22 protein-coding genes are annotated in these 20,066 nt (G+C 41.5%); 10 read left to right on the forward strand and 12 right to left on the reverse strand.

The annotated features are described in order from the left end of the window. The first annotated feature begins 342 nt into the window (after nucleotides 1–342). Nucleotides 343–2,082, forward strand: a complete 1,740-nt coding sequence (gene pabB, locus NSS77_RS09985; protein ID WP_342468619.1) for an aminodeoxychorismate synthase component I — start codon at nucleotides 343–345, stop codon at nucleotides 2,080–2,082. A gap of 72 nt (nucleotides 2,083–2,154) precedes the next feature. Here the strand turns inward: pabB and NSS77_RS09990 are convergent, their stop codons facing one another. The 5 genes from NSS77_RS09990 to NSS77_RS10010 all read right to left on the reverse strand — a co-directional run bounded on the left by NSS77_RS09990 (nucleotide 2,155) and on the right by NSS77_RS10010 (nucleotide 7,807). Then, nucleotides 2,155–2,280 carry a hypothetical protein gene (locus tag NSS77_RS09990; protein WP_342468620.1) on the reverse strand — a complete coding sequence of 42 codons (126 nt, stop codon included), beginning with the start codon at nucleotides 2,278–2,280 and terminating at the stop codon, nucleotides 2,155–2,157. Between the two features lie 16 nt (nucleotides 2,281–2,296). Beyond that, a complete protein-coding gene (locus NSS77_RS09995; protein ID WP_342468621.1) occupies nucleotides 2,297–2,530 on the reverse strand; it encodes a hypothetical protein in 234 nt (77 codons plus the stop codon). A 59-nt stretch (nucleotides 2,531–2,589) separates the two neighbouring features. After that, nucleotides 2,590–3,069, reverse strand: a complete 480-nt coding sequence (locus NSS77_RS10000; RefSeq protein WP_342468622.1) for a DUF1641 domain-containing protein — start codon at nucleotides 3,067–3,069, stop codon at nucleotides 2,590–2,592. Nucleotides 3,070–3,166: 97 nt separating this feature from the next. Continuing rightward, a complete protein-coding gene (fdhF, locus tag NSS77_RS10005) occupies nucleotides 3,167–6,091 on the reverse strand; it encodes a formate dehydrogenase subunit alpha (protein ID WP_342468623.1) in 2,925 nt (974 codons plus the stop codon). 354 nt (nucleotides 6,092–6,445) lie between these two features. Then, nucleotides 6,446–7,807 (reverse strand): transposase, encoded by a 1,362-nt coding sequence (locus tag NSS77_RS10010; RefSeq protein ID WP_342468410.1) that lies wholly within the window; start codon nucleotides 7,805–7,807, stop codon nucleotides 6,446–6,448. 205 nt (nucleotides 7,808–8,012) lie between these two features. On the opposite strand from NSS77_RS10010, the gene NSS77_RS10015 reads away from it, so the two are divergent. The 3 genes from NSS77_RS10015 to moaA are packed head-to-tail and all read left to right on the forward strand — an operon-like array spanning nucleotide 8,013 to nucleotide 10,183. Continuing rightward, nucleotides 8,013–8,360: a DUF2294 domain-containing protein gene (locus tag NSS77_RS10015; protein ID WP_208650554.1), complete on the forward strand. Its 348-nt coding sequence runs from the start codon at nucleotides 8,013–8,015 to the stop codon at nucleotides 8,358–8,360. A gap of 12 nt (nucleotides 8,361–8,372) precedes the next feature. Further along, nucleotides 8,373–9,173: a formate dehydrogenase accessory sulfurtransferase FdhD gene (fdhD, locus tag NSS77_RS10020; protein ID WP_342468624.1), complete on the forward strand. Its 801-nt coding sequence runs from the start codon at nucleotides 8,373–8,375 to the stop codon at nucleotides 9,171–9,173. Between the two features lie 8 nt (nucleotides 9,174–9,181). Then, nucleotides 9,182–10,183, forward strand: coding sequence for a GTP 3',8-cyclase MoaA (gene moaA / locus NSS77_RS10025; RefSeq protein ID WP_342468625.1), 1,002 nt, complete (start codon nucleotides 9,182–9,184; stop codon nucleotides 10,181–10,183). A gap of 23 nt (nucleotides 10,184–10,206) precedes the next feature. Here moaA and moaC read toward each other — a convergent pair whose 3' ends face one another. From moaC to NSS77_RS10040, 3 genes are read right to left on the reverse strand one after another with little or no spacing between them, the layout of a single operon-like run. Then, nucleotides 10,207–10,692, reverse strand: coding sequence for a cyclic pyranopterin monophosphate synthase MoaC (gene moaC, locus NSS77_RS10030; RefSeq protein ID WP_342468626.1), 486 nt, complete (start codon nucleotides 10,690–10,692; stop codon nucleotides 10,207–10,209). Continuing rightward, a complete protein-coding gene (locus NSS77_RS10035; protein WP_342468627.1) occupies nucleotides 10,685–11,275 on the reverse strand; it encodes a molybdenum cofactor guanylyltransferase in 591 nt (196 codons plus the stop codon). The genes moaC and NSS77_RS10035 overlap by 8 nt, the downstream gene beginning before the upstream one ends. Further along, on the reverse strand, nucleotides 11,272–11,763 hold the full coding sequence (locus NSS77_RS10040; protein ID WP_342468628.1) for a MogA/MoaB family molybdenum cofactor biosynthesis protein: 492 nt from the start codon (nucleotides 11,761–11,763) through the stop codon (nucleotides 11,272–11,274). The genes NSS77_RS10035 and NSS77_RS10040 overlap by 4 nt, the downstream gene beginning before the upstream one ends. A 93-nt stretch (nucleotides 11,764–11,856) precedes the next feature. Here NSS77_RS10040 and NSS77_RS10045 point away from each other — a divergent pair, with 93 nt between their 5' ends. The 5 genes from NSS77_RS10045 to moaD are packed head-to-tail and all read left to right on the forward strand — an operon-like array spanning nucleotide 11,857 to nucleotide 15,364. After that, on the forward strand, nucleotides 11,857–12,873 hold the full coding sequence (locus NSS77_RS10045; protein WP_342471252.1) for a MoeB/ThiF family adenylyltransferase: 1,017 nt from the start codon (nucleotides 11,857–11,859) through the stop codon (nucleotides 12,871–12,873). Nucleotides 12,874–12,888: 15 nt separating this feature from the next. After that, on the forward strand, nucleotides 12,889–14,181 hold the full coding sequence (gene glp / locus NSS77_RS10050; RefSeq protein ID WP_342468629.1) for a gephyrin-like molybdotransferase Glp: 1,293 nt from the start codon (nucleotides 12,889–12,891) through the stop codon (nucleotides 14,179–14,181). After that, nucleotides 14,142–14,678 carry a molybdopterin-guanine dinucleotide biosynthesis protein B gene (gene mobB, locus NSS77_RS10055; RefSeq protein WP_342468630.1) on the forward strand — a complete coding sequence of 179 codons (537 nt, stop codon included), beginning with the start codon at nucleotides 14,142–14,144 and terminating at the stop codon, nucleotides 14,676–14,678. Before glp ends, mobB begins: the two co-directional genes overlap by 40 nt. Beyond that, nucleotides 14,659–15,117, forward strand: coding sequence for a molybdenum cofactor biosynthesis protein MoaE (locus tag NSS77_RS10060; RefSeq protein ID WP_342468631.1), 459 nt, complete (start codon nucleotides 14,659–14,661; stop codon nucleotides 15,115–15,117). Before mobB ends, NSS77_RS10060 begins: the two co-directional genes overlap by 20 nt. A 13-nt stretch (nucleotides 15,118–15,130) precedes the next feature. After that, nucleotides 15,131–15,364 carry a molybdopterin converting factor subunit 1 gene (moaD, locus tag NSS77_RS10065; protein WP_342468632.1) on the forward strand — a complete coding sequence of 78 codons (234 nt, stop codon included), beginning with the start codon at nucleotides 15,131–15,133 and terminating at the stop codon, nucleotides 15,362–15,364. A 34-nt stretch (nucleotides 15,365–15,398) separates the two neighbouring features. Here moaD and modB read toward each other — a convergent pair whose 3' ends face one another. The 3 genes from modB to ugpC are packed head-to-tail and all read right to left on the reverse strand — an operon-like array spanning nucleotide 15,399 to nucleotide 17,916. Further along, nucleotides 15,399–16,076, reverse strand: a complete 678-nt coding sequence (gene modB, locus NSS77_RS10070) for a molybdate ABC transporter permease subunit (protein WP_096552042.1) — start codon at nucleotides 16,074–16,076, stop codon at nucleotides 15,399–15,401. Next, nucleotides 16,057–16,824: a molybdate ABC transporter substrate-binding protein gene (modA, locus tag NSS77_RS10075; protein ID WP_342468633.1), complete on the reverse strand. Its 768-nt coding sequence runs from the start codon at nucleotides 16,822–16,824 to the stop codon at nucleotides 16,057–16,059. Before modA ends, modB begins: the two co-directional genes overlap by 20 nt. Before the next feature lie 18 nt (nucleotides 16,825–16,842). Continuing rightward, nucleotides 16,843–17,916: a sn-glycerol-3-phosphate ABC transporter ATP-binding protein UgpC gene (ugpC, locus tag NSS77_RS10080; protein ID WP_342468634.1), complete on the reverse strand. Its 1,074-nt coding sequence runs from the start codon at nucleotides 17,914–17,916 to the stop codon at nucleotides 16,843–16,845. A gap of 181 nt (nucleotides 17,917–18,097) precedes the next feature. On the opposite strand from ugpC, the gene NSS77_RS10085 reads away from it, so the two are divergent. After that, complete coding sequence (locus NSS77_RS10085; RefSeq protein ID WP_342468635.1) at nucleotides 18,098–18,979, forward strand: LD-carboxypeptidase; 882 nt, start codon at nucleotides 18,098–18,100, stop codon at nucleotides 18,977–18,979. Between the two features lie 503 nt (nucleotides 18,980–19,482). Here the strand turns inward: NSS77_RS10085 and tnpA are convergent. Then, nucleotides 19,483–19,968 (reverse strand): IS200/IS605 family transposase, encoded by a 486-nt coding sequence (tnpA, locus tag NSS77_RS10090; RefSeq protein ID WP_340433309.1) that lies wholly within the window; start codon nucleotides 19,966–19,968, stop codon nucleotides 19,483–19,485. Between the last annotated feature and the right edge of the window lie 98 nt (nucleotides 19,969–20,066).

Genomic DNA, 20,066 nt, shown 5'->3' on the forward strand with positions numbered 1-20,066 from the left:
TGAAGTTGATTTTAATTTATTGGCTATTAAATTCATAAGTTTGACTATTATCTTCTAAAGAATGACTATTATGTTCAAAGAGTTGACTATTATCGATTATTTCGTAAACTTTTTTCGATTGATTGGCTATTATGTTCACAAATTTGACTATTAACATAAGCAGAATGACTATTATTGTGCCATCTTTGGCTAATATCCTGCTTGATTTATGCATGAATCAGCCACATCTTTTCTCTTCTCAAAGCTGTTGGATTCATGGTTGATAAAAAATAAAAATTTGCAATAACACACAATTTTACTATACTATGTATAGAAATTTCTAAACAGAAAAGGAAATGATTCATGAACGAACTAACGCCATTTCTCTATTTCGAATTTGCAAAATCGAATGGAATGATTGAGCCTATTGCTTTTCTTCATCCGGAAAAAATCATTTCTGCCAGCCAAATGCATGAAGTGTTAACTTGTCTTCAAGAAGTGCAAGAATGGGTAAAGAAAGGGTATTATGCGGCGGGGTTTTTATCTTATGAGAGCGCCCCGGCTTTCGACTCTTCATTAAAAACAAAGGCGGATTATCAGATGCCTTTGTTGTGGTTCGGCCTTTATAAAGAACCTACATATCAAGTGATGGCAAGCCAAGGTTTCCATTCATTGACGGAGTGGGAACCTGATACGAATGAATCGGAATATCGAGAAGCCATCCAATTTATTAAAAATTCCATTGCGAAGGGAATTACCTATCAAACGAATTATACAATTCGTTTACATGCACAATTTGAAGGTGATTCATTTGCATTATTCAATAAAATGAAAAAAGCTCAAGCGGCAAATTATTGCGCTTACATTCATACAGGCGAACATAGTATTCTATCAGCTTCTCCTGAATTGTTTTTCCATATTGAAGGGAACCACATTACAACTCGCCCAATGAAGGGGACAGTTAAAAGGGGAAAAACCTTTGAAGAAGATCAAGAAAAGGCAAAGTGGCTGTATCATTCCGAAAAAAACCGCGCAGAAAATGTAATGATTGTTGATTTATTGCGGAATGATTTGGGAGCCGTTGCGGAAACGGGTACGGTGAAAGTGGCCAAATTATTTGAAGTAGAACAGTATCCGACTGTTCATCAAATGACATCCACCGTAACTGCAAAGCTCAAAAAAGGCACAGAACTGGTGGATGTTCTAAGAGCCATCTTTCCATGCGGTTCCATTACAGGAGCTCCAAAAGCCAGCACAATGGAAATCATCTCAAAACTGGAAAAATCGCCTCGGGAAGTGTATTGCGGGGCTATTGGATACATCACGCCCGATCAGGAGGCCATTTTTAACGTGCCGATTCGGACGGTAATGATTGACCATAAGACAGGGAAAGCCATGTATGGTGTCGGAGGAGGCATCACTTGGGACTCCACCGCTGAAGACGAATTTCATGAAGTTCTTGCGAAATGCGCTTTTCTTAATAGGGAAGAAAAAGCGTTTCAGTTGCTGGAAAGTTTGCTGTTGGATGATGGAGAGTATTTTCTGTTAGACAAGCATCTCAACCGTTTGAAAAAATCGGCAACCTATTTTCAGTATGCTGTCAACATCGATGAAGTGGAAAAGAAGCTGAAGGAATTTGCCAACATGAATCCTTCGGGCCAATGGAAAGTGCGATTGCTTTTGGAGCAAGACGGTGCCTGTACTATTGAGGGGCAGCCGATTGTGAAAATGCAGTCTCCGAAAAAAGCGGCCCTTGCGAAAAGTCCCATCCATTCGGAACATTTGTTTTTATATCACAAAACGACGAACCGGGATATGTATGAGCAGTTCAAGCCGTCATCAGAAGGAATTTTTGATGTTCTTCTTTGGAATGAAAGAGGGGAATTGACAGAGTTCATCAACGGGAATGTCGTGTTGGAAATTGATGGGAAGCTGTGGACGCCGCCTGTCACAAGCGGGCTTCTTGCAGGCACTTTCCGTGAGCATTTGTTGAAAGCGGGGCAAATTGAGGAAAAAGTTTTAACGTTGGACGATTTGAAAAAGTGTTCGAAAATATGGTTCATCAATAGCGTAAGAAAATGGATCAAAGTGGAATTGGTGTAATGCAAATGGAGCTGTGCCGGAAAGTCGATTCAAAAGACTTTTCAGCACAGCTCTCCTATTTTCTGTCAAGTTTCACCCCAACGAGAGCTTATTCCAATCTTTAATCACTAAATCCTCTTTTGTATATTGCACCATGTTGCCGACAATCGGCATATGGATCCAGCCTTCCAGCACCGGTTTGCCGGAAGCTTCGGTCAAAGCGTGGGCATAGATCTTAGGTACGCGCTGCCAAAAGTTCTTCGCGGCCCGGGAATGTTTTATGGTCGATGATGACCCATCCGTCCGGCAGTTCAATTAAACAATCGATGACTCCTGAAGCCTTTTGATTAAGGACTGTCCGTTGACAATGATTTCTCCATCCTCTTCGCCAACCCAGACGGCCATCTGTTGCCATTTGTTCATTGAGCCAAGTTGCTTTTGAAAAATCGCGGGTTATAGTCCCGGGCACGGGTCATTCCCACATAGAGCAATCGCCCCGACTTTCCAAAACGAAAGCGGGGGATTCATTTATTCCTTCAAACTTTTCCCAAAGCCTTTCAAAAAGTGAAGGGCGAAGTGGAGGCCGCGGTTGACGTCCGAGTCGTTGAGCATTTTTAATACATCGAATACGCCGAGTTTTTCATCATTGTTCAATGCATTTTTCGCTTCATCTAAGCCATTGGTGAAACTATTCGCTAATGTTTTCGTTGCTTCCGGGTCGATGGTAGATAATGCACCAGCTGCATTCATCAAATGATTCATGAGATTTGTCGCTGGTTTTCTAGTCAGTTGGCCAAGGGCGATTTCCGCCACATCTTCCCGAGCTTCAAGGAGTTTTTCCGCTGCTTCTAGTGCACCCATTTCCTGAAGTTCATTTAAAATCGAAAAGAGTTGATGAATAGTTTCCTTATTTTCCGAAACGAGCTCTTTCAAGTTCTCCAAATTTTGTTCAACGATTTCTTCTTTTGTTACTGGCTGCTTTCGAATTGTTCGAATTGGTGAGGCCATGTTTTCCCTCCTTTTGCATTGCTTGTTTGTGATTGGACAGAACTGCTCTGCCCAATGCAATTTCCGATTGTGCAGAGCTGCTCTATTATTGCTTCTCCTAATTAGTCGTGATCGGCACGTAATCAGGGCGATTCCATTTTCGTTCCACTTCCACACCATTTTGCGGATTTCGTTTTTTCGTTCTTGGATTTGTTTTTGGAAGCGGGCGTTTTCCTTTATCTTTCAATACCTCTAGCCGCACTTTTGTTTGCTTGTAGGCAGGGGTTTTTGTGTTCACATCCGCTGCCGGACCCGTTAAGAAGTTGATGGCCGAATCTTTGCTTACAGAGTTCATTGGCAGGAAGAGTTCGTTTCCTTTCACCCGGTCTGTCACAAGGGCTTTGACTTTACATGCCCCATATGGAGATACAAGGCGCACGAACATGCCATCTTCAATGCCTCGCTCTTTTGCCAGCTCTGGCGATACTTCCACGAAGATTTCCGGCACTTTCGATTGAATGCCTGTGGATTTGTTCGTCAAATTGCCTTCGTGGAAATGTTCGAGCATCCGTCCATTATTGATGATGCAATCGAATTGTCCTTCATATTCCACTGGTTCTACCCAGTCGTCTAAAGCAAAACGGGCTTTTTTGTCCGGGAAGTTAAAGCCGTCCAAATAGAGTAAAGGCGTATCTTTACCATCGAGGCTGCCCCAGCAGAAGCTTCCCCAGCCTGCCAACACATCATAGTTGGCTTGGGAGAAGATGGGGGTGAGGCTTGCCATTTCATCAAAGATTTCACTAGGATGGCTGTAGTTCCAATCATAGCCTAAACGCTGCGCCACTAATTGAAGAATTTGCCAATCTGGTTTTGATTCCCCAAGAGGCGGCAATACTTGATACAACCGCTGCACGCGGCGTTCTGTATTCGTAAAAGTTCCTTCTTTTTCTAAGGAAGGAGAAGCCGGCAAAATGACATCCGCATATTGGGCAGTACGAGAGAAGAACACATCTTGTACGACAAAGAACTCCAATTTAGAAAGGACTTCATCTACATGATTGGCATTGCAGTCCACTAAAGTCATTTCTTCCCCGACTAAATACATTGCTTTCATTTTGCCTTCCATAATGGCATCAAGCATTTCCGGATTTGTGCGACCAGGTGTAGAAGGAATTTTGGTACCATAAACTTTTTCAAATTTTTCCCGGGCTTTTTCATCCGTTACCCTTTGATAGCCTGGCAGCATATTTGGCAATGAGCCCATATCGCAAGCCCCTTGCACATTATTGTGGCCGCGGAGAGGGAAAGCACCTGCCCCAGGACGTCGATAGTTTCCTGTTGCTAATAGAAGATTGGAAATAGCCGCAGAAGTATGGGAACCGCCTGTATTTTGGGTAACCCCCATTCCCCAAAGTACGCATGTGCCGTCTGCATCGCGAATCATTTCCGCCACTTGCATCAACGTTTCTTTCGGAATGCCTGTCACTTCTTCCGCATAGTCAAGGGTATATTTTTCAAGGAGTTGTTTATATTCCTTAAAGTTTAGGACATTTTCTTGGATAAAGGCTTCATCATGCCAACCTTGGTCAATGATGTATTTTGTGACGGCCATAATCCAAACTTGGTCTGTTCCTTGTTTCGGGCGGAGGAAAATATCTGCTCGTTCTGCCATTTCATTTTTGCGAAGATCAGCCACAATCAATTTTTGACCGTGCAATTTATGGGCGCGTTTAACTCGCGTTGCTAAAACCGGATGGCATTCTGCAGGATTAGCGCCAACGATGATGACAAGCCCTGATTTTTCGATGTCTTTGATGGTTCCAGAGTCACCGCCGAAACCTACCGTGCGGATCAGTCCGTCAGTTGCCGGCGATTGGCAATAGCGGGAGCAGTTATCCACATCGTTTGTTTGGAAAATTTGCCGAGCCATTTTTTGCACTAAGTAATTTTCTTCGTTTGTCGTTTTGGAAGAAGAGATAAAGCCGATTGAACCCGGACCATAAGTTTTGTGAATGCGGAGAAGGTTTTCTGCCACAAAGTCTAATGCTTCATCCCATGACACTTCCACAAATTCACCATTTTTCCGGACTAAAGGTTTTGTAAGCCGTTCTTTAGAGTTGACGAAATCCCAGCCGAATTTTCCTTTGATGCAAGTGGAAATGCCGTTGACTGGACCTTCAGAAGGCTGCACTTTCAAAATTTTTCGCCCTTTTGTCCATACTTCAAAGGAACAGCCGACGCCGCAGAAAGTGCAAACCGTTTTCGTTTTCTTGATGCGTTTTTTGCGCAAGGACGCTTCCATCTCGGAAATGGCGAAAATCGTGCTGTAATCCGGTTCCACTTCTTTCACTAAATCAATCATTGGATTTAAAATTTCTTTTTTCAGCCCTGTTAGAAATCCAGCTTCCCCAAGCATGGATTTTTCCATCAACGCATTGGTTGGGCAAACAGTCACACATTGTCCGCAGCTGACGCAGGAAGATTCATTGATTTTTACGCCATCATCCCAAATTACTAAAGGTCTTTCTGCTTCCCAGTTGATGGAGATTGTTTCATTTACCTGTAAGTTTTGGCAAACCTCCACACAGCGGCCACAGGCAATGCATTGGTTCGGGTCATAACGGTAGAAAGGATGGGACATATCGACTTCATCAGGATCCACTTTTGGACGATATGGATATTTTTGCGATTTGATGCCCATCATCATCGCTGTGTTGTGGAGAATACAGTCGCCATTGTTATTGTCGCAAACGGTGCAGTACAATAAGTGATTTTCAAGAATGCGGTCCATCGCTTCTTTTCGAGCAGCTCGCGCCCTATCTGAATCCAGCTTAACATTCATGCCATCTAAGGCTTTGGTGGAACAGGATCTAACAAGCTTTCCATCCACCTCCACAATGCATGTATCGCAAGTTTGAATTGGATCAACAATCGGCGCACGGCAAATTTGCGGGTGAGGGATGCTGTTTTGATTCAAAATATCCAAAATCGTTGCCCCTTCAGGAATATCATAAAGAGTGCCATTAATATTGATTTTTTCCAAATTGAGAACCCCCTTATCGTGAGCGAAAGATTTCTAGTTTTGACACCTGAAAAAATAAAAAATCCACCATGAAACGGCATGAATGTTCATGCTGCTTAGTCATGGTGGATTAAATTTTTAGCAAACTCTTACTAAAAATCCAATCTCAAACATTATCATTTGGAAAATATATTATGATTTTCATGCATAGGTTTTGACATATACATAAAAATCAAAATATATCCAATTCATCCACATTATCCTTTTTTATATCATAACGCGGAACGTTCAATTCAACAATAGAAAAGTAATTTCTTAATTTTCGAAAATATTTTCTCTTTTATTTTTCAGAATTTGTTATTATTATAATCAAACTCAACTTTCGCACACAGTAATATTTAAGCATTGCTTGATATAATTAGGTATAGTAACCAACCATTTATTCATTTGATTTTTAAAGATGTCCATGTTTAAAGAAACCTTGGATTCCGCCAAAGTTTGGAAAAGGTCAATAAGCGATTGAAGGGCAGTAATAAAATCTATGTCTTTTACATCTTCGCAAAGGATGTAAAAAAGGTTGCCAATCGTCTTAGGATCCTCCTCTTTTCGCATTTGCCAGGCAATGAGAATATATCGTGTAAAAACAATGGTTGTATGGCTAATTAACATGTCGTATGAACGACCCTGGAATTCTTTCCCTAAATTTAAAAAGGATTTATTGCATTTGAAGAAGACTTCAATGTCCCAACGCATGCCGTAAATACGAATGATCTCTTCATTTTCTAATGTTGTATCTGTGCTGAGAATAGCAAGCCATTCGCTCCGTTTATTACGGTTTCGTACAAATAGAATTTTTACTGGAATTCCATTGTCTAAAGTAGCATAAACGGATCCGAGAATGTCTTTTTTACCCATGTGCGTTTTTGCCAATTTGTAAAGTTGATTCAGTGTGAAACGTTCACCATTGTAAACGTATCGCTGCTTTAATTGCTTCACCATGCCAATGACAAATAACCCTTTGTTCGTAATCTTCTCAATTAAAGGCGCTTGTGTAAACCAGGAATCCATGAGAACATAGTCAGCTATAATCCCTTTTTCAAGCGCATGATCAAGTAAAGCTGAAGCCACGTCCGGTTTTGATTTCAGAGCTTCCTGGCGACGCTTATAGCCAGATGTTCGTTTATCAATATTGGTATTGATTTCTTGCAGGCGATTTTCCTTTTTCGGTGAACTTAGAAGAGCAAAATCAATAGGAATAAAAGTAAAACTATCGGTCCAGCCAAGGGTAAGCATTTGAAACCCTTTCAAGTACTGATGCGTAGAGTGATCAAAAACCTTAGCCAACAGTTCAACCGACTTACTACGGTTTCGTGAAAAGACAGAATCATCAATCACAAAAGCTGTGACACGATCTTTTGAAGTTAATGGTTGAAGCAGACGGATCATTTCACTGCTTAATGAAAGCAGAAACTTTCTCCAATGATAGGTTGGTGTATTTAAAAAGCGATAGACTGTATCCTTTCCGGGCAGATCCTGAGATCGTTTACTCATAAAAGCACGAAACCAGTTCTTATATTGGAAGACTAAAAGAAAAATCAGTTTGAAAACAGTAAGACAAGAATACCCGGAAAGTTTCGTAATATTCGCTTTTCTTATATGATATCCAATATTTAATTCGGAAAATCCTTGTTTAATTTCTTTTGGTAATTGCGCAAAGTAGTCTTTATTCGTTATCATAGTGGTGACACCTTTCTTTTGGATTTGGTTTCGTCACCAATATTTTACCAAAAGAATAGGTGTCTTTCTTTATGTTTTAAAAAATGTCAAATGATAATTTTGTACTTCCAAAACCCATTTACATCAAGCATTTAAACAAGATTTTGGACTGCGAAAGTTGAGTAATCAAATTATAAACGAGTTTCTAAATGTTGGAGGGTTCAACTTGTCTAAAAAGATACATGAATTTAATAATATCATCAGAAAACTGCGCAAAAATTTATTTGGAAAAGGGCCGGACCGCATTCATACGGTGTTTATTGATAATATCGTTGTATCGCTTTTATACGGTAATCTAACCCCAACAGAACGATTTATTGCCACAACGCCAGAAGGAGCCAAAATGGTGCATACCGCCCGCACAACGATGATTAAAGATTTATATGCCAAATCAACGCCGAAAGAAATGGAAGAATTGATGGGCTCTAAACTGCTCCATTTGTTTACCGACATCAAAATCGAGGAAGACTGTGCTGTTTCGGTCTTTATTTTTGAAGATCCAATTTCGGAATAAAGGAGAAAATCGATGAAAACTACGGTTACTCGGGAAATTATCCGAATTGAAAACGGCGAAAAACAACAAGTCACGGATTTAATTGTTTCGGAATATGCACTCACTGTAAAGGTCAACCAACAGGAAATCGTGACAATGGTTTGCACGCCGGAATATGTGGAAGATATGGTCATTGGTTATCTCGTTTCAGAGCGCATTCTTCATTACAAAGATATTGAGGATATTTGGCATCAGGAAGAAGAGGGCTTTGTGCATATTAAAGCAAGGAAAGTGAACCCTTTTGTCCAACAACTGCAAAATAAACGGTATTTGACTTCTTGCTGCGGGATGAGCCGGCAAGGATTTGTCTTTGCAAGCGATGCAATGGCTTCTAAAAATTTGGAAGATGTGAAACTTAGCATCGCTCCGGAAGATTGTTTTCGATTGATGAAGGAAATGCAAGATTCTGCGCAAGTTTTTAAACAGACGGGCGGCGTCCACAATGCCGCACTTTGCGATGTAAAAGGCATTGTCATCAGCCGCATGGATATCGGGCGACACAATGCCCTTGATAAAATATATGGCTATTGTTTGCGAAATAACATCTCGGTAAAAGATAAAATCATCGTTTTCAGCGGGCGCATTTCCTCCGAGATTTTAATGAAAGTGTCTAAAATCGGCTGTGCAATGGTTTTATCGAAATCCGCTCCTACAGAATTGGCCCTTAATTTAGCAGAACAGCTGGGCATCACAACGATCGGATTCATCCGCAATGAGTCGATGAATATTTACACCCATCCCGAACGAATCCGGCTAACGAAAGAAGGCGATTGACTATTACAATGCTACAAGACCAATTAAAAAGACCTTTGCGGGATTTGCGAATATCGGTGACAGACCGATGCAATTTCCGCTGCCAATATTGCATGCCTGCCGAAATTTTCGGCCCGGATTATCCTTTTTTGAAATCGGAGCAGCTGCTTACTTTTGATGAAATCGAACGGCTCGTCAAGATTTTTGTGTCGCTGGGTGTGAAAAAAATTCGGTTTACAGGGGGAGAGCCTTTGTTGCGCCCCCGTTTATCGGAATTGATAGAACGTATTGCCGCTATTAGTGGAGTGGAGGATTTGGCCCTTACAACGAACGGCAGCTTGTTGAAAAAGCATGCGGAGGATTTGGCAAAGGCGGGGCTGAAAAGAGTTTCAGTCAGCCTAGATTCGCTGGATGAAGGCCGTTTTTCGGAAATAAACGGCCATCGGGGCAGTGTGAAGGCTGTTTTAGAAGGCATTGAAAAAGCCCATGAAGCAGGCTTAAAAGTGAAAGTCAATATGGTGGTAAAAAGGGGAGCCAATGAGGAAGATATTGTCGCCATGGCAAAATTTTTCAAAGAGAGAAAGCAAATTCTCCGTTTTATTGAATATATGGATGTGGGCAACACCAATGGATGGAAATTGGATGAAGTTGTCACAAAACAAGAGATTCTTGAACAATTGAACGAGGTGTTTCCTTTAAAACCCATTAAGCCCAATTACCAAGGGGAAGTGGCAAAACGTTATCAGTATCAAGATGGAGATGGAGAAATCGGGGTCATTTCATCGGTTACAGAGCCTTTTTGCGCAACTTGTACCCGGGCTAGACTGTCGGCTGAAGGGAAATTGTATACTTGTTTATTTGCTTCAGCCGGCACGGATTTGCGGAGTTTGTTAAGGAATGGCGCGGATGATGAAACCATCCAGCATTGTGTAATTAACGTGTGGGAAAACCGGAAAGACCGCTACTCCGAAGAACGCAATCAATATACAAAGAACAAGCCGAAAGTGGAAATGTCCCATATCGGAGGATAAAAGAAAAAGCGGCATTCGCCGATTTATACATGATGAACGAACGTTCCGCTTTTTCCTCCTGATTTTTGGACAAGATAAATATCTTTAATGACCATCCTTTTATCAACAGCTTTGCACATATCGTAAAAAGTGAGGGCCGCCACACTTACAGCCGTTAACGCCTCCATTTCAACGCCGGTTTTTCCGGTGCATTTTACCGTTGCTTGGATATGCAATTCGTAGCCGCTTTCCGCTTTTGTATATTCAAATTCAAAATCAACGCCTTGCAACATGATTGGGTGACACATTGGAATAAGGTCCGGCGTTTTTTTCGCCCCCATAATGCCGGCAATTTGCGCCACTTGCAACGGGTCGCCTTTTTTGATTCCTCCCTTTTGTATGGCTTCATACAATTCATCGGATAAGGTAATTGTACCGCGTGCGATGGCTGTACGCTTTGTTACATCTTTTTCGGAAATATCGACCATTTTTGGCCGGCCTTCTTCATTCCAATGGGAAAAATTATTCATGGTTCTTCTCCTTTTTCTGAATTTCTAGTAAATCTTGTTGGGTATTGATATTGACGAATGTTGAGCAATCCTCATTAAATTCAACATAGCAAACCTTCAGTTCCATTAACAAGTCTTTCATGCTTCTTTTATGTTGTTGGATTATGGAATCGAGTATTGGCAAAGCGCTGCGCCGATAGATGGCAGCAAGGGGCTGGATTTTAGAATGTTGCTTTGGGACGATGGCTTCATAGCGGTCATCGATTTGGTTCAGCATCTTGCGGGTAAAATCTGCGTCTATAAAAGGCATATCGCTTGCCAGCACAACAAACCATTCTACATCAGGAAAATGTTGCATGACGTTTTGGAGGGCAAATAAAGGTCCTTGATGCAGTGTTGTTTCAATATGGAACACCACATTTTCTTCCGCAAAATTTGGCTGTAGTTCGGCATTGGTTGCGATGATGATAGGATGCAAAGAATTTCCTTGCAAAGCTTTTAAACTTTTTTTATATAAAGGTTCGCCTTCAAAGATTTCAAACATTTTTGGGCGGCCGAATCTCGATGATTGACCTCCTGCTAAGACAACCCCTGCCATGTTCATCGGCGGTTCAGCTCGCTCACAAAATGTTGAACCGTTGGGAGAATAAGTTTGGTCATGGCAAGCGTTACGGCATTTTGGGAGCCTGGCAATAAATAGATGGCTGTTTGATTTCTGCATCCGGCAGTAGCACGGCTAAACATCGCTTTTGGTCCGATTTCTTCATAGCTTAAGTAGCGGAACAATTCCCCAAAGCCAGTCATTTCTTTCTCCAAAAGTGGAACAATCGTTTCGTAAGTTTGGTCCCTTGGTGTAAAGCCGGTGCCCCCTGTCACGATAATGGCATTGATGCTTTCATGTTCGCACCAGTTTTGAATGTGGCTTGCGATTTCTGAAGGCTCATCTTTGACGATTTGGTAATCTGCAACGTGAAAAGAAGCCCCTTCAAGCAATGATTTGATTTTTTGCCCGCTAAAGTCATCGTCTTTTGTACGTGTGTCGCTTACCGTTAAGATAGCGGCATGGATAGGAATTTGTTTTGTAAGGTGCAATAGTAGCCCTCCTTTGGTACATTTCTATTTTTAGGAAATTATAGTTTATCATAATAGTTGAAGCAAATTTTTGTAAAGGAAAGATGCGGCATGATAAGTAATCGATATTCAAGACAACAATTATTTCGCCCCATTGGAGAAAAAGGACAGGAGATGCTGAAGCAAAAACACGTCCTGATTGTAGGCGTTGGTGCGTTGGGCAGTGCATCGGCTGAAGCCTTAGCAAGAGCCGGCGTCGGGAAACTTACCTTGGTGGACCGGGATTATGTGGAGTGGAGCAATTTGCAAAGGCAGCAATTGTATACGGAGCAGGATGCAGAGGAGAAACTGCCTAAAGCGATTGCAGCACAAAACCGGCTTCAAGCCATCAATTCAAGCATAGAAGTAAAAGGGTATGTATTTGACGCTTTCTCCGAACCATTTGCGGAACTCTTAAAAGATGTGGATGTAATTTTGGATGCAACGGATAATTTTGATGTCCGCTATTTAATCAATGACCTTTCCCAAAAATACTGCATTCCTTGGATTTATGGCTCCTGTGTGGGAAGCTATGGCGCCACTTATACCATCTTTCCTGGAAAAACCCCTTGCCTTCGCTGTTTACAAAAGGTCATTACGAATACGGGGCTCACTTGCGACACGGTTGGCATCATCAGCCCAGCGGTTCAAATCACCGCAGCCTATCAAGTGGCAGAGGCGTTGAAAATTTTAGTGGGTGATGAAGAGGCGCTGAGAAAGACGTATTTATTCTTTGATGTATGGAAAAATCAGCATTATGAAATCGATGTGGAAAAAATGCAGAATGAGGATTGTCCTTCATGCGGGATGCATCCGACGTTTCCGTTTTTATCCTATGAATCTCAGACGAAATTGGAAGTATTGTGCGGTCGGGATGCGGTGCAAATTCGTCCGGCAAGCCCAGTCGCTTATTCATTGGATGAGTTGTCGAAGCGCTTGAAAACCTTCGGAAAAGTTCAAAAAAATCCATTTTTAATTTCCTGCCAAATGGAAAATGTTCGAGTGGTCATTTTCAAAGATGGACGTGTTATGATTCATGGCATTCAAGAGATTGAAAAAGCGAAAAGCATTTATTATCGATTATTAGGGTAAAGAAGGTGTGTTGAGTTGTTGGAAAAAAGAAATCCCATTCCAGTAGGAGAAGCAGTTCGTCGGGTGATGGAATTTGCCTTTGAAGAGAAGAAAGAAGTTGTGCCTTTAACGAAAGCGCATGGCCGTTTTTTAGCGGAAGATATTGCGGCAGATATAGATGTTCCAGCCTTTGACCGCTCTCCTTATGACGGTTTTGCAATCCGTTCTATCGATAGTAAGGGTGCAAGCAGGGACAATCCCGTAATTTTTAAAGTCGTGGGGGAAATTGGTGCAGGATATGTCTTTGAGGGAACGGTGGGCAAGCAAGAAGCGGTAAGAATTATGACGGGCGCCCCAATTCCTAAAGGGTGCGATGCTGTGGTGATGCTAGAGTTGACCCAGGAATTTGAAGAAAATGGCCAAACTTTTATGTCCATTAAACGCTCTTTTGAAGCAGGAACGAATATTTCTTATCGCGGTGAGGAAGTTCGAGAGGGGGATGTACTTATCGAAAAAGGGGAGTTCATTAACCCTGGAGTGGTCGCGTTGCTTGCAACCTTTGGGGTGTCAGATGTGCCCGTTTTCCGAAAACCGGTTGTTGGCGTGATTGCAACAGGCAGCGAGCTGGTAGAGCCAGGGGAAGCCGTGCAGCCTGGAAAAATTCGCAACAGCAATGCTTATATGATGATGGCTCAAGTGGAGCGGGCAGGAGGTACGGCAAAGTATTTTGGCAAGTTGAAAGATGACCTTGAGGTATGTATTGATGCTGTTCAAAAAACGATGCAGGAAGTGGATGTATTAATCACTACTGGCGGTGTATCTGTCGGCGATTTTGACTATTTGCCTGCAATTTATGAAGCAATCGGCGCAAAAGTGTTGTTTAATAAAGTGGCGATGCGGCCGGGGAGCGTGACAACAGTGGCTGTGAAGGATGAGAAGCTATTGTTTGGGCTTTCCGGAAATCCATCCGCCTGCTACGTTGGATTTGAACTGTTCGTTCGTCCAATTCTTCGGAAAGCATTTGGCTCTAAACGCCCGCACCTAAAAAGAGCCCAGGCCATCTTAGGGGCGGACTTTCCAAAACCAAATCCTTTTACCCGTTTTGTGAGAGGAACAGCTTTTCATGAAAATGGGACATTAAAAGCCATTCCTTCCGGGTTTGATAAATCAAGTGCTGTTTCTTCTTTAGCAAAAGCCAATGCTTTCATTGTACTCCCAGGAGGTTCCCGGGGATATGAGAAGGGAATGCAGGTGGATGTATTGTTGCTTGATAATCAAGAAGGAAGTGAGTGGCCTTGGGACGATTTCGTAAAATCTTACAAATTGTAGGATATTCTGGCAGCGGAAAAACTACGTTGATAGAAAAACTGATTTTCCAAACAGCTGCTCAAGGTTTGCGCGTTGGTACTATTAAACATCACGGGCATGGCGGAATCCCAAAGGAATTCTCTAAAGACAGCGTTCGCCATGAACAAGCAGGAGCCTGTGTTGCAGCAGTGGAAGGGCAAGGCACATTGCGTTTAAGCATCCATCAGGAGAGCTGGACATTGGATGAAATGTTAGCCCTATATGATTTATTTAATCTTGACCGTATTTTGATAGAAGGCTATAAACAGGAACAATTCAGGAAAGTGGTCCTTTTGCGAAAACAAGAGGAGATGGAGCTGCTTGAAAAGTTGTCCAATATTTCATGCGTCATCCATTGGCCAACTTGTGTGATAGAGAAAAACATGGATTATCCTGTTTTCTCCATCGACGAAGAGGAGCAGTACATAAAATTTTTAATGGAAGAATGGAGGGGTAACCATGGCAACGTCATTGTTTGAAATTGTGGAACATCCCATTGATGTGGAAGCGGTCAGAAAGAAAGTGGTAGACCGCAATGCCGGCGCAATCACCTTATTTGTAGGAACGGTGCGTGAAATGACCAATGGGAAAAAGACGTTATTTTTGGAATATCAAGCCTATCCGGAAATGGCGGTAAAAATGTTTGAACAGATTGCAAAAGAAATTAAGGAACGCTGGCCAGAAGCGAAAATCGCCATTACCCATCGAGTGGGCCGGTTGGAAATTACAGAAATTGCGGTAGTCATTGCCGTATCTTCTCCTCATCGGAAAGCGGCTTATGAAGCGAATGAATATGCCATTGAGCGAATTAAACAAATTGTGCCAATCTGGAAAAAAGAGCATTGGGAAGACGGCAGCGAATGGATTGGCGATCAATTGGAAAATGTGCCATATGCGGAAGGAAAACCACTATTCTGAGAGGTGAACAAGGATGATTAAGGTATTGTTATTTGCCCATTTGCAAGAAGCCGTTGGACAATCAAAGGTCATGATAGAGTTAGATGGTTGCACAGTGCAAGAGGTAAAGAAATGGATGGAGAAGGAATATCCTCAACTTTCTTTGGAGCAAATGATGGCTGCAGTGAATGAAGAATTTGTCACAGATGATGCAGTCGTAAAAGATGGCGATACCCTTGCCTTCATTCCGCCGATTAGCGGAGGGTGAACTTGAAGCAAATAAAAAGGAGGCCTCTTAAATTTTAGAGCCTCCTTTTATTTTTCAATTGAACCACTAAAAGTAGCGCGAAGGAAAGCAGGAAGATGGATATGCACCACATCCAAGCCCAAGCCATATTGCCTGATTCGATGGCAATATAAATGGCGGTTGGGATAGTTTGCGTTTCTCCCGGAATATTTCCAGCAAACATCAACGTTGCCCCAAATTCCCCCAACGCCCGGGCAAAGCTTAATATGCTTCCGGAGATGAGCGATTTTGAAGCAAGGGGGATAGAAATATACAAGAAAATTCTCCATTCGCTTGCCCCGTCAATTCTTGCGGCATCTTCAATATCTTTGTCGATGGCTTCAAATCCTGCTTTTGCGGATTGATACATTAAAGGGAAAGCGACGACCACCGCTGCAATTACCGCTGCATACCAAGTGAAAATGACGGGCTGCTGAAATAACCACTCTAAAAATTGTCCCACTGGGCTGTTTTTCCCAAAAATCACAATAAGGAAAAAGCCGACAACGGTTGGAGGAAGCACCATCGGAAGCAGAAGAAACGTTTCTAGCAGAACTTTCCCTCTAAAATTTTTCCGCGAGAGCAACCTTCCGGCAATCGTTCCAAAGACGATTACAATCATTCCTGCAATGGCAGCCGTTTTAATAGATAGCCAAACCGGAGTCCAAAATTCTTTATTTAACAGTAAATCCATAGGCTTCAAACACCTTTATTGCATTTTCGCTTTGCAAATATTGATAAAAGGATTTGGCTGCATCATAATTTTGTGATTCCTTGATGACCCCAACAGGATACATTATTGGTGCATGGATGCTTTCATCTGCTGTTGCTGCAATTTTGACTTTATCGGAAACTAATGCATCCGTTTTATAAACAATGCCTGCATCCACATTACCTGTTTCCACATAGGACAACACTTGGCGGACATCTTTTGCATACACCAATTTGGATTCCACAGCTTCCCATAAATTCATCTGTTCAAGGGTTTCCTTTGCGTATTGGCCGGCTGGTACAGTTTCAGGCGTTCCAATGGACATTTTATGGATGTCTTCAGTTGCAAGATCTTCAAAAAGTTTTATGGAATGATTGTTAGTTGGAACAATTAATGCCAGTTCATTTCCAAGCAGGTTTGTCCCCTCTTCTATAATGCCTTTTTCAACAAGTTCGTCGTATGGCTCTATTGCCGCAGAGAAAAATAAATCTACAGGTGCCCCTTGAAGGATTTGCTGCTTAAGAGAACCAGAAGAGCCGTAATTGAAGGTTAAGGAAACATCCGGATGTTCCTTTTCGTAATGTTGTTTGATTTCCTCTAAAGCATCCTTTAAACTAGCTGCTGCGGATACCGTAAGTTTAACCTTTTCACTTTCTTGGTCGGAATTCGAACATGCTGCAAGAATGAAAGTACATAACAAAATTGCCGCGAGCATACACAATTTTTTCATCAACCATTACTCCTGTCTTTAAAAAATGCGATTTTTTGTATGGCTTTCAAAAAAGTGTAGTTTCTCTAAATCCATTGATAAGGTTAGAGGATGTCCAACTTGTATATTCGCTGTTGGTTTCAATCGGGCGGTGAAGGGCTGCCCATCCAATTCAAAGTGAACAAGAATTTCGGCACCTAAAGATTCAATGACTTCTGCTTTTGCATGGAAACTGATGCCCCTTTTTGGATTGAATGAAAAATCTTCAGGTCGAATTCCGATGATGATTTCTTGATAATTGTAATCTTCTAAAAGAGTCAATTGACTTTCTAATAGAGGAATGGAAAGGGAGCCAATTTGAATTTTTCCGTTATTTAAGATGCCATTGAAAAAGTTCATGCCTGGGGAGCCAATGAACCCTGCCACAAATACATTTTTTGGACGATTGTATACTTCCTGCGGTGTGCCGATTTGTTGGATAATTCCTTGATTCATGACGACAAGGCGCGTAGCCATCGTCATAGCTTCAGCTTGGTCATGGGTTACATAAAGGGTTGTTGTTTTTAGTTGTTGATGGAGTTGAATGAGTTCTTTTCGCATCTTAGTGCGAAGCTGAGCATCTAAGTTGGAAAGGGGTTCATCCATTAACAGCAGGTTGGCATCCCGGATGATGGCTCGTCCAATGGCAATGCGCTGCAGCTGCCCTCCTGACAGTTCTTTAGGTTTTCGTTTTAATAAATCTTCAATATGTAAAAGTTTGGCAATATTTTGGATGCGGCGTTCAATTTCCTCTTTTGGGGTTTTTCGGCTTTTTAATCCGAAGGCCAAATTGTGGTAGACGTTCATATGGGGATAAAGGGCAAAGTTTTGGAAAACGAAGGAAACATTGCGTTCTTTTGGTGAAAGATGATTGATGCACTGCCCATCCATGATAATTTGTCCGCGAGAATGCTCCTCCAACCCTGCAAGTAGTCGCAATAGAGTCGATTTACCGCAGCCAGAAGGACCAACAATCACAATAAATTCCTGATCTTGAATCTCCAAGTTGATATCCTTTATAGCATCGATTTGGTGATAGGCTTTGTGCAGATGCTCTAATTTTAACTTGACCATGTTACTCATCCTTTGGAGGTTGGAATGAATAGTTACAAAGATTGTATAATAATTAATGACGAATTTAAAGGAAAAAATTGTTAGTGTTTGTTTTATCCAAAGAAAGCGGATTTATGTAATGGTTTTTTCTGGGGCAATTTTGTTAATATAACTTTAGTAAAAAGAACGCAGGAGGAAATCCATGATTATACGGCCGAGACATTTAAACAAAGGAGATACAGTTGGAGTGATTGCCCTTAGCAATCCGATTGATGTAGAAAGTTTGCAAAATCCCTTATCGATCTTTCATGAAATGGGATTACATTACAAACTAGGACAAACCATCGGACTTTCTGGCAAGTATTTGGCAGGAACTGATGAAGAGCGAGTGCAGGATTTGCATCAAATGATTATCGATCCGGAAGTAAAGGCGATTTTTTGCGTGACAGACGGATATGGTGTTGCAAGAATTGCCGATCAAATTGACTATCCATTGCTTGCTGAGCATCCGAAAATTTTTTGGGGATGTTCAGATATCACGTTTTTACATATTGCCTTTCATAAATTTTCTAATGTGGTAACTTTCCACGGTCCTGCGCTTTCAAAGATTGCAGATGAACAATCGAAAAAAATGCTTTATCAATTATTTGCACCTTACGAAATTTTTTATGATGAAAGCCTTTCGCCGCTTGTGAGCATTGTTCCTGGCGCGGTTCGGGGAGAAATAATCGGCGGAAACTTGCGAAGAATCGTGGATACCCTTGGCACAAAGTTTGAAATTGATACGCTTGGCAAAATTTTGCTTTTGGAAGAAGCAAATTTGCAGATGGAAGAAATCGACCGTTTGCTGAATCAGTTGAGGCTTGCAGGGAAGTTAAAAGAGGCAAGCGGCTTTGCTATTGGAAGCGTTGGGAAAGAAGACATATTAGCCTTATTCAAGGAATATGTATCCCCATATAAAAAGCCAACAGTAGCGGGATTCAACATTGGGCATTCGACGCCAAACATCGGTATTCCACTAGGGGTTGAAGTGATTTTGGATGCCGATGAGAAATTGCTGCGGCTCTTGCCAGGCGTGGAATAAGCGTTAGAGGTGAGTTACATGGATTGGCTAAAAGTGCTGTCTTTAATTTGCATCGCACTCGGATTTATTATAGGTATTTACGGTTTGAAGAAAAGATCTATATGGACCATTATTTCAGGGATTTCCTTTTTACTAATTCCGATTTTCTTTTCATTTGGATGGTATGGATTTATTTTATTCTTTCCTCCGTTAGTGTTTGTTTTTTCCAATAACAAATCGAAAAAGTAGAATTGATGAGAAGGCTGGATAATCGCCAGTATCAGCCAAATAATCGCCAAAGCATAAGGGATAATCGCCACTTAGGGCAAGATAATCGCCGAACGAAAAAAATAGAGCTTTAGAAGAAATCGCCAATCGAAAAGCCTTGCCCAAATCAAAACCACCCGTGTGAACGGGTGGTTTGTTCTGCGGCTAGAAGCCTTTATTACTGGCCAACCCCTAAAGGGGCATCGAATGGTTCGCCAACTGCACTACTTTTCCAGCTGACCCTTAAAGGGTCTCTTTTATTTTTTCCTCGATTTTCTTTTTATCTCTTCACCTGTAAATGGATCAATAAATTCTTCCATACTGAGTTGATCCGCAATGATATCATCTTGTATTTGATTTCGAATATATTCTTCTATTACCTTTTTATTTCTGCCTACCGTATCCACATAAAATCCTCTACACCAAAATTTTCTGTTTCCATATCGATATTTTAAATGGGCATGTCGATCGAATATCATTAAACTACTTTTTCCTTTTAAATATCCCACGAATGATGAAACACTTAATTTCGGTGGAATACTAACCAACATATGTATGTGGTCTTTACATGCGGTAGCTTCAATAATTTCTACACCTTTTCTTTCACATAGTTGTCTTAATATTTGTCCTATATCTTTCTTTATCTTTCCATAGATTATCTGTCTTCTATATTTTGGTGCAAATACAATGTGATACTTACAATTCCATTTAGTATGTGCTAAACTATTTATGTCAGAAGACATAATAGGTCCCTCCTTGATACTAAAATTTGGTTGGCGAACCAAAATTTATTTTAGCATCAAGTGGGATCTTTTTTAATACCTCGCTATAAGCTATACGG

This window comes from Ureibacillus sp. FSL K6-3587, from assembly GCF_038593165.1.
GTDB classification, from domain to species: Bacteria; Bacillota; Bacilli; order Bacillales_A; family Planococcaceae; genus Ureibacillus; species Ureibacillus suwonensis.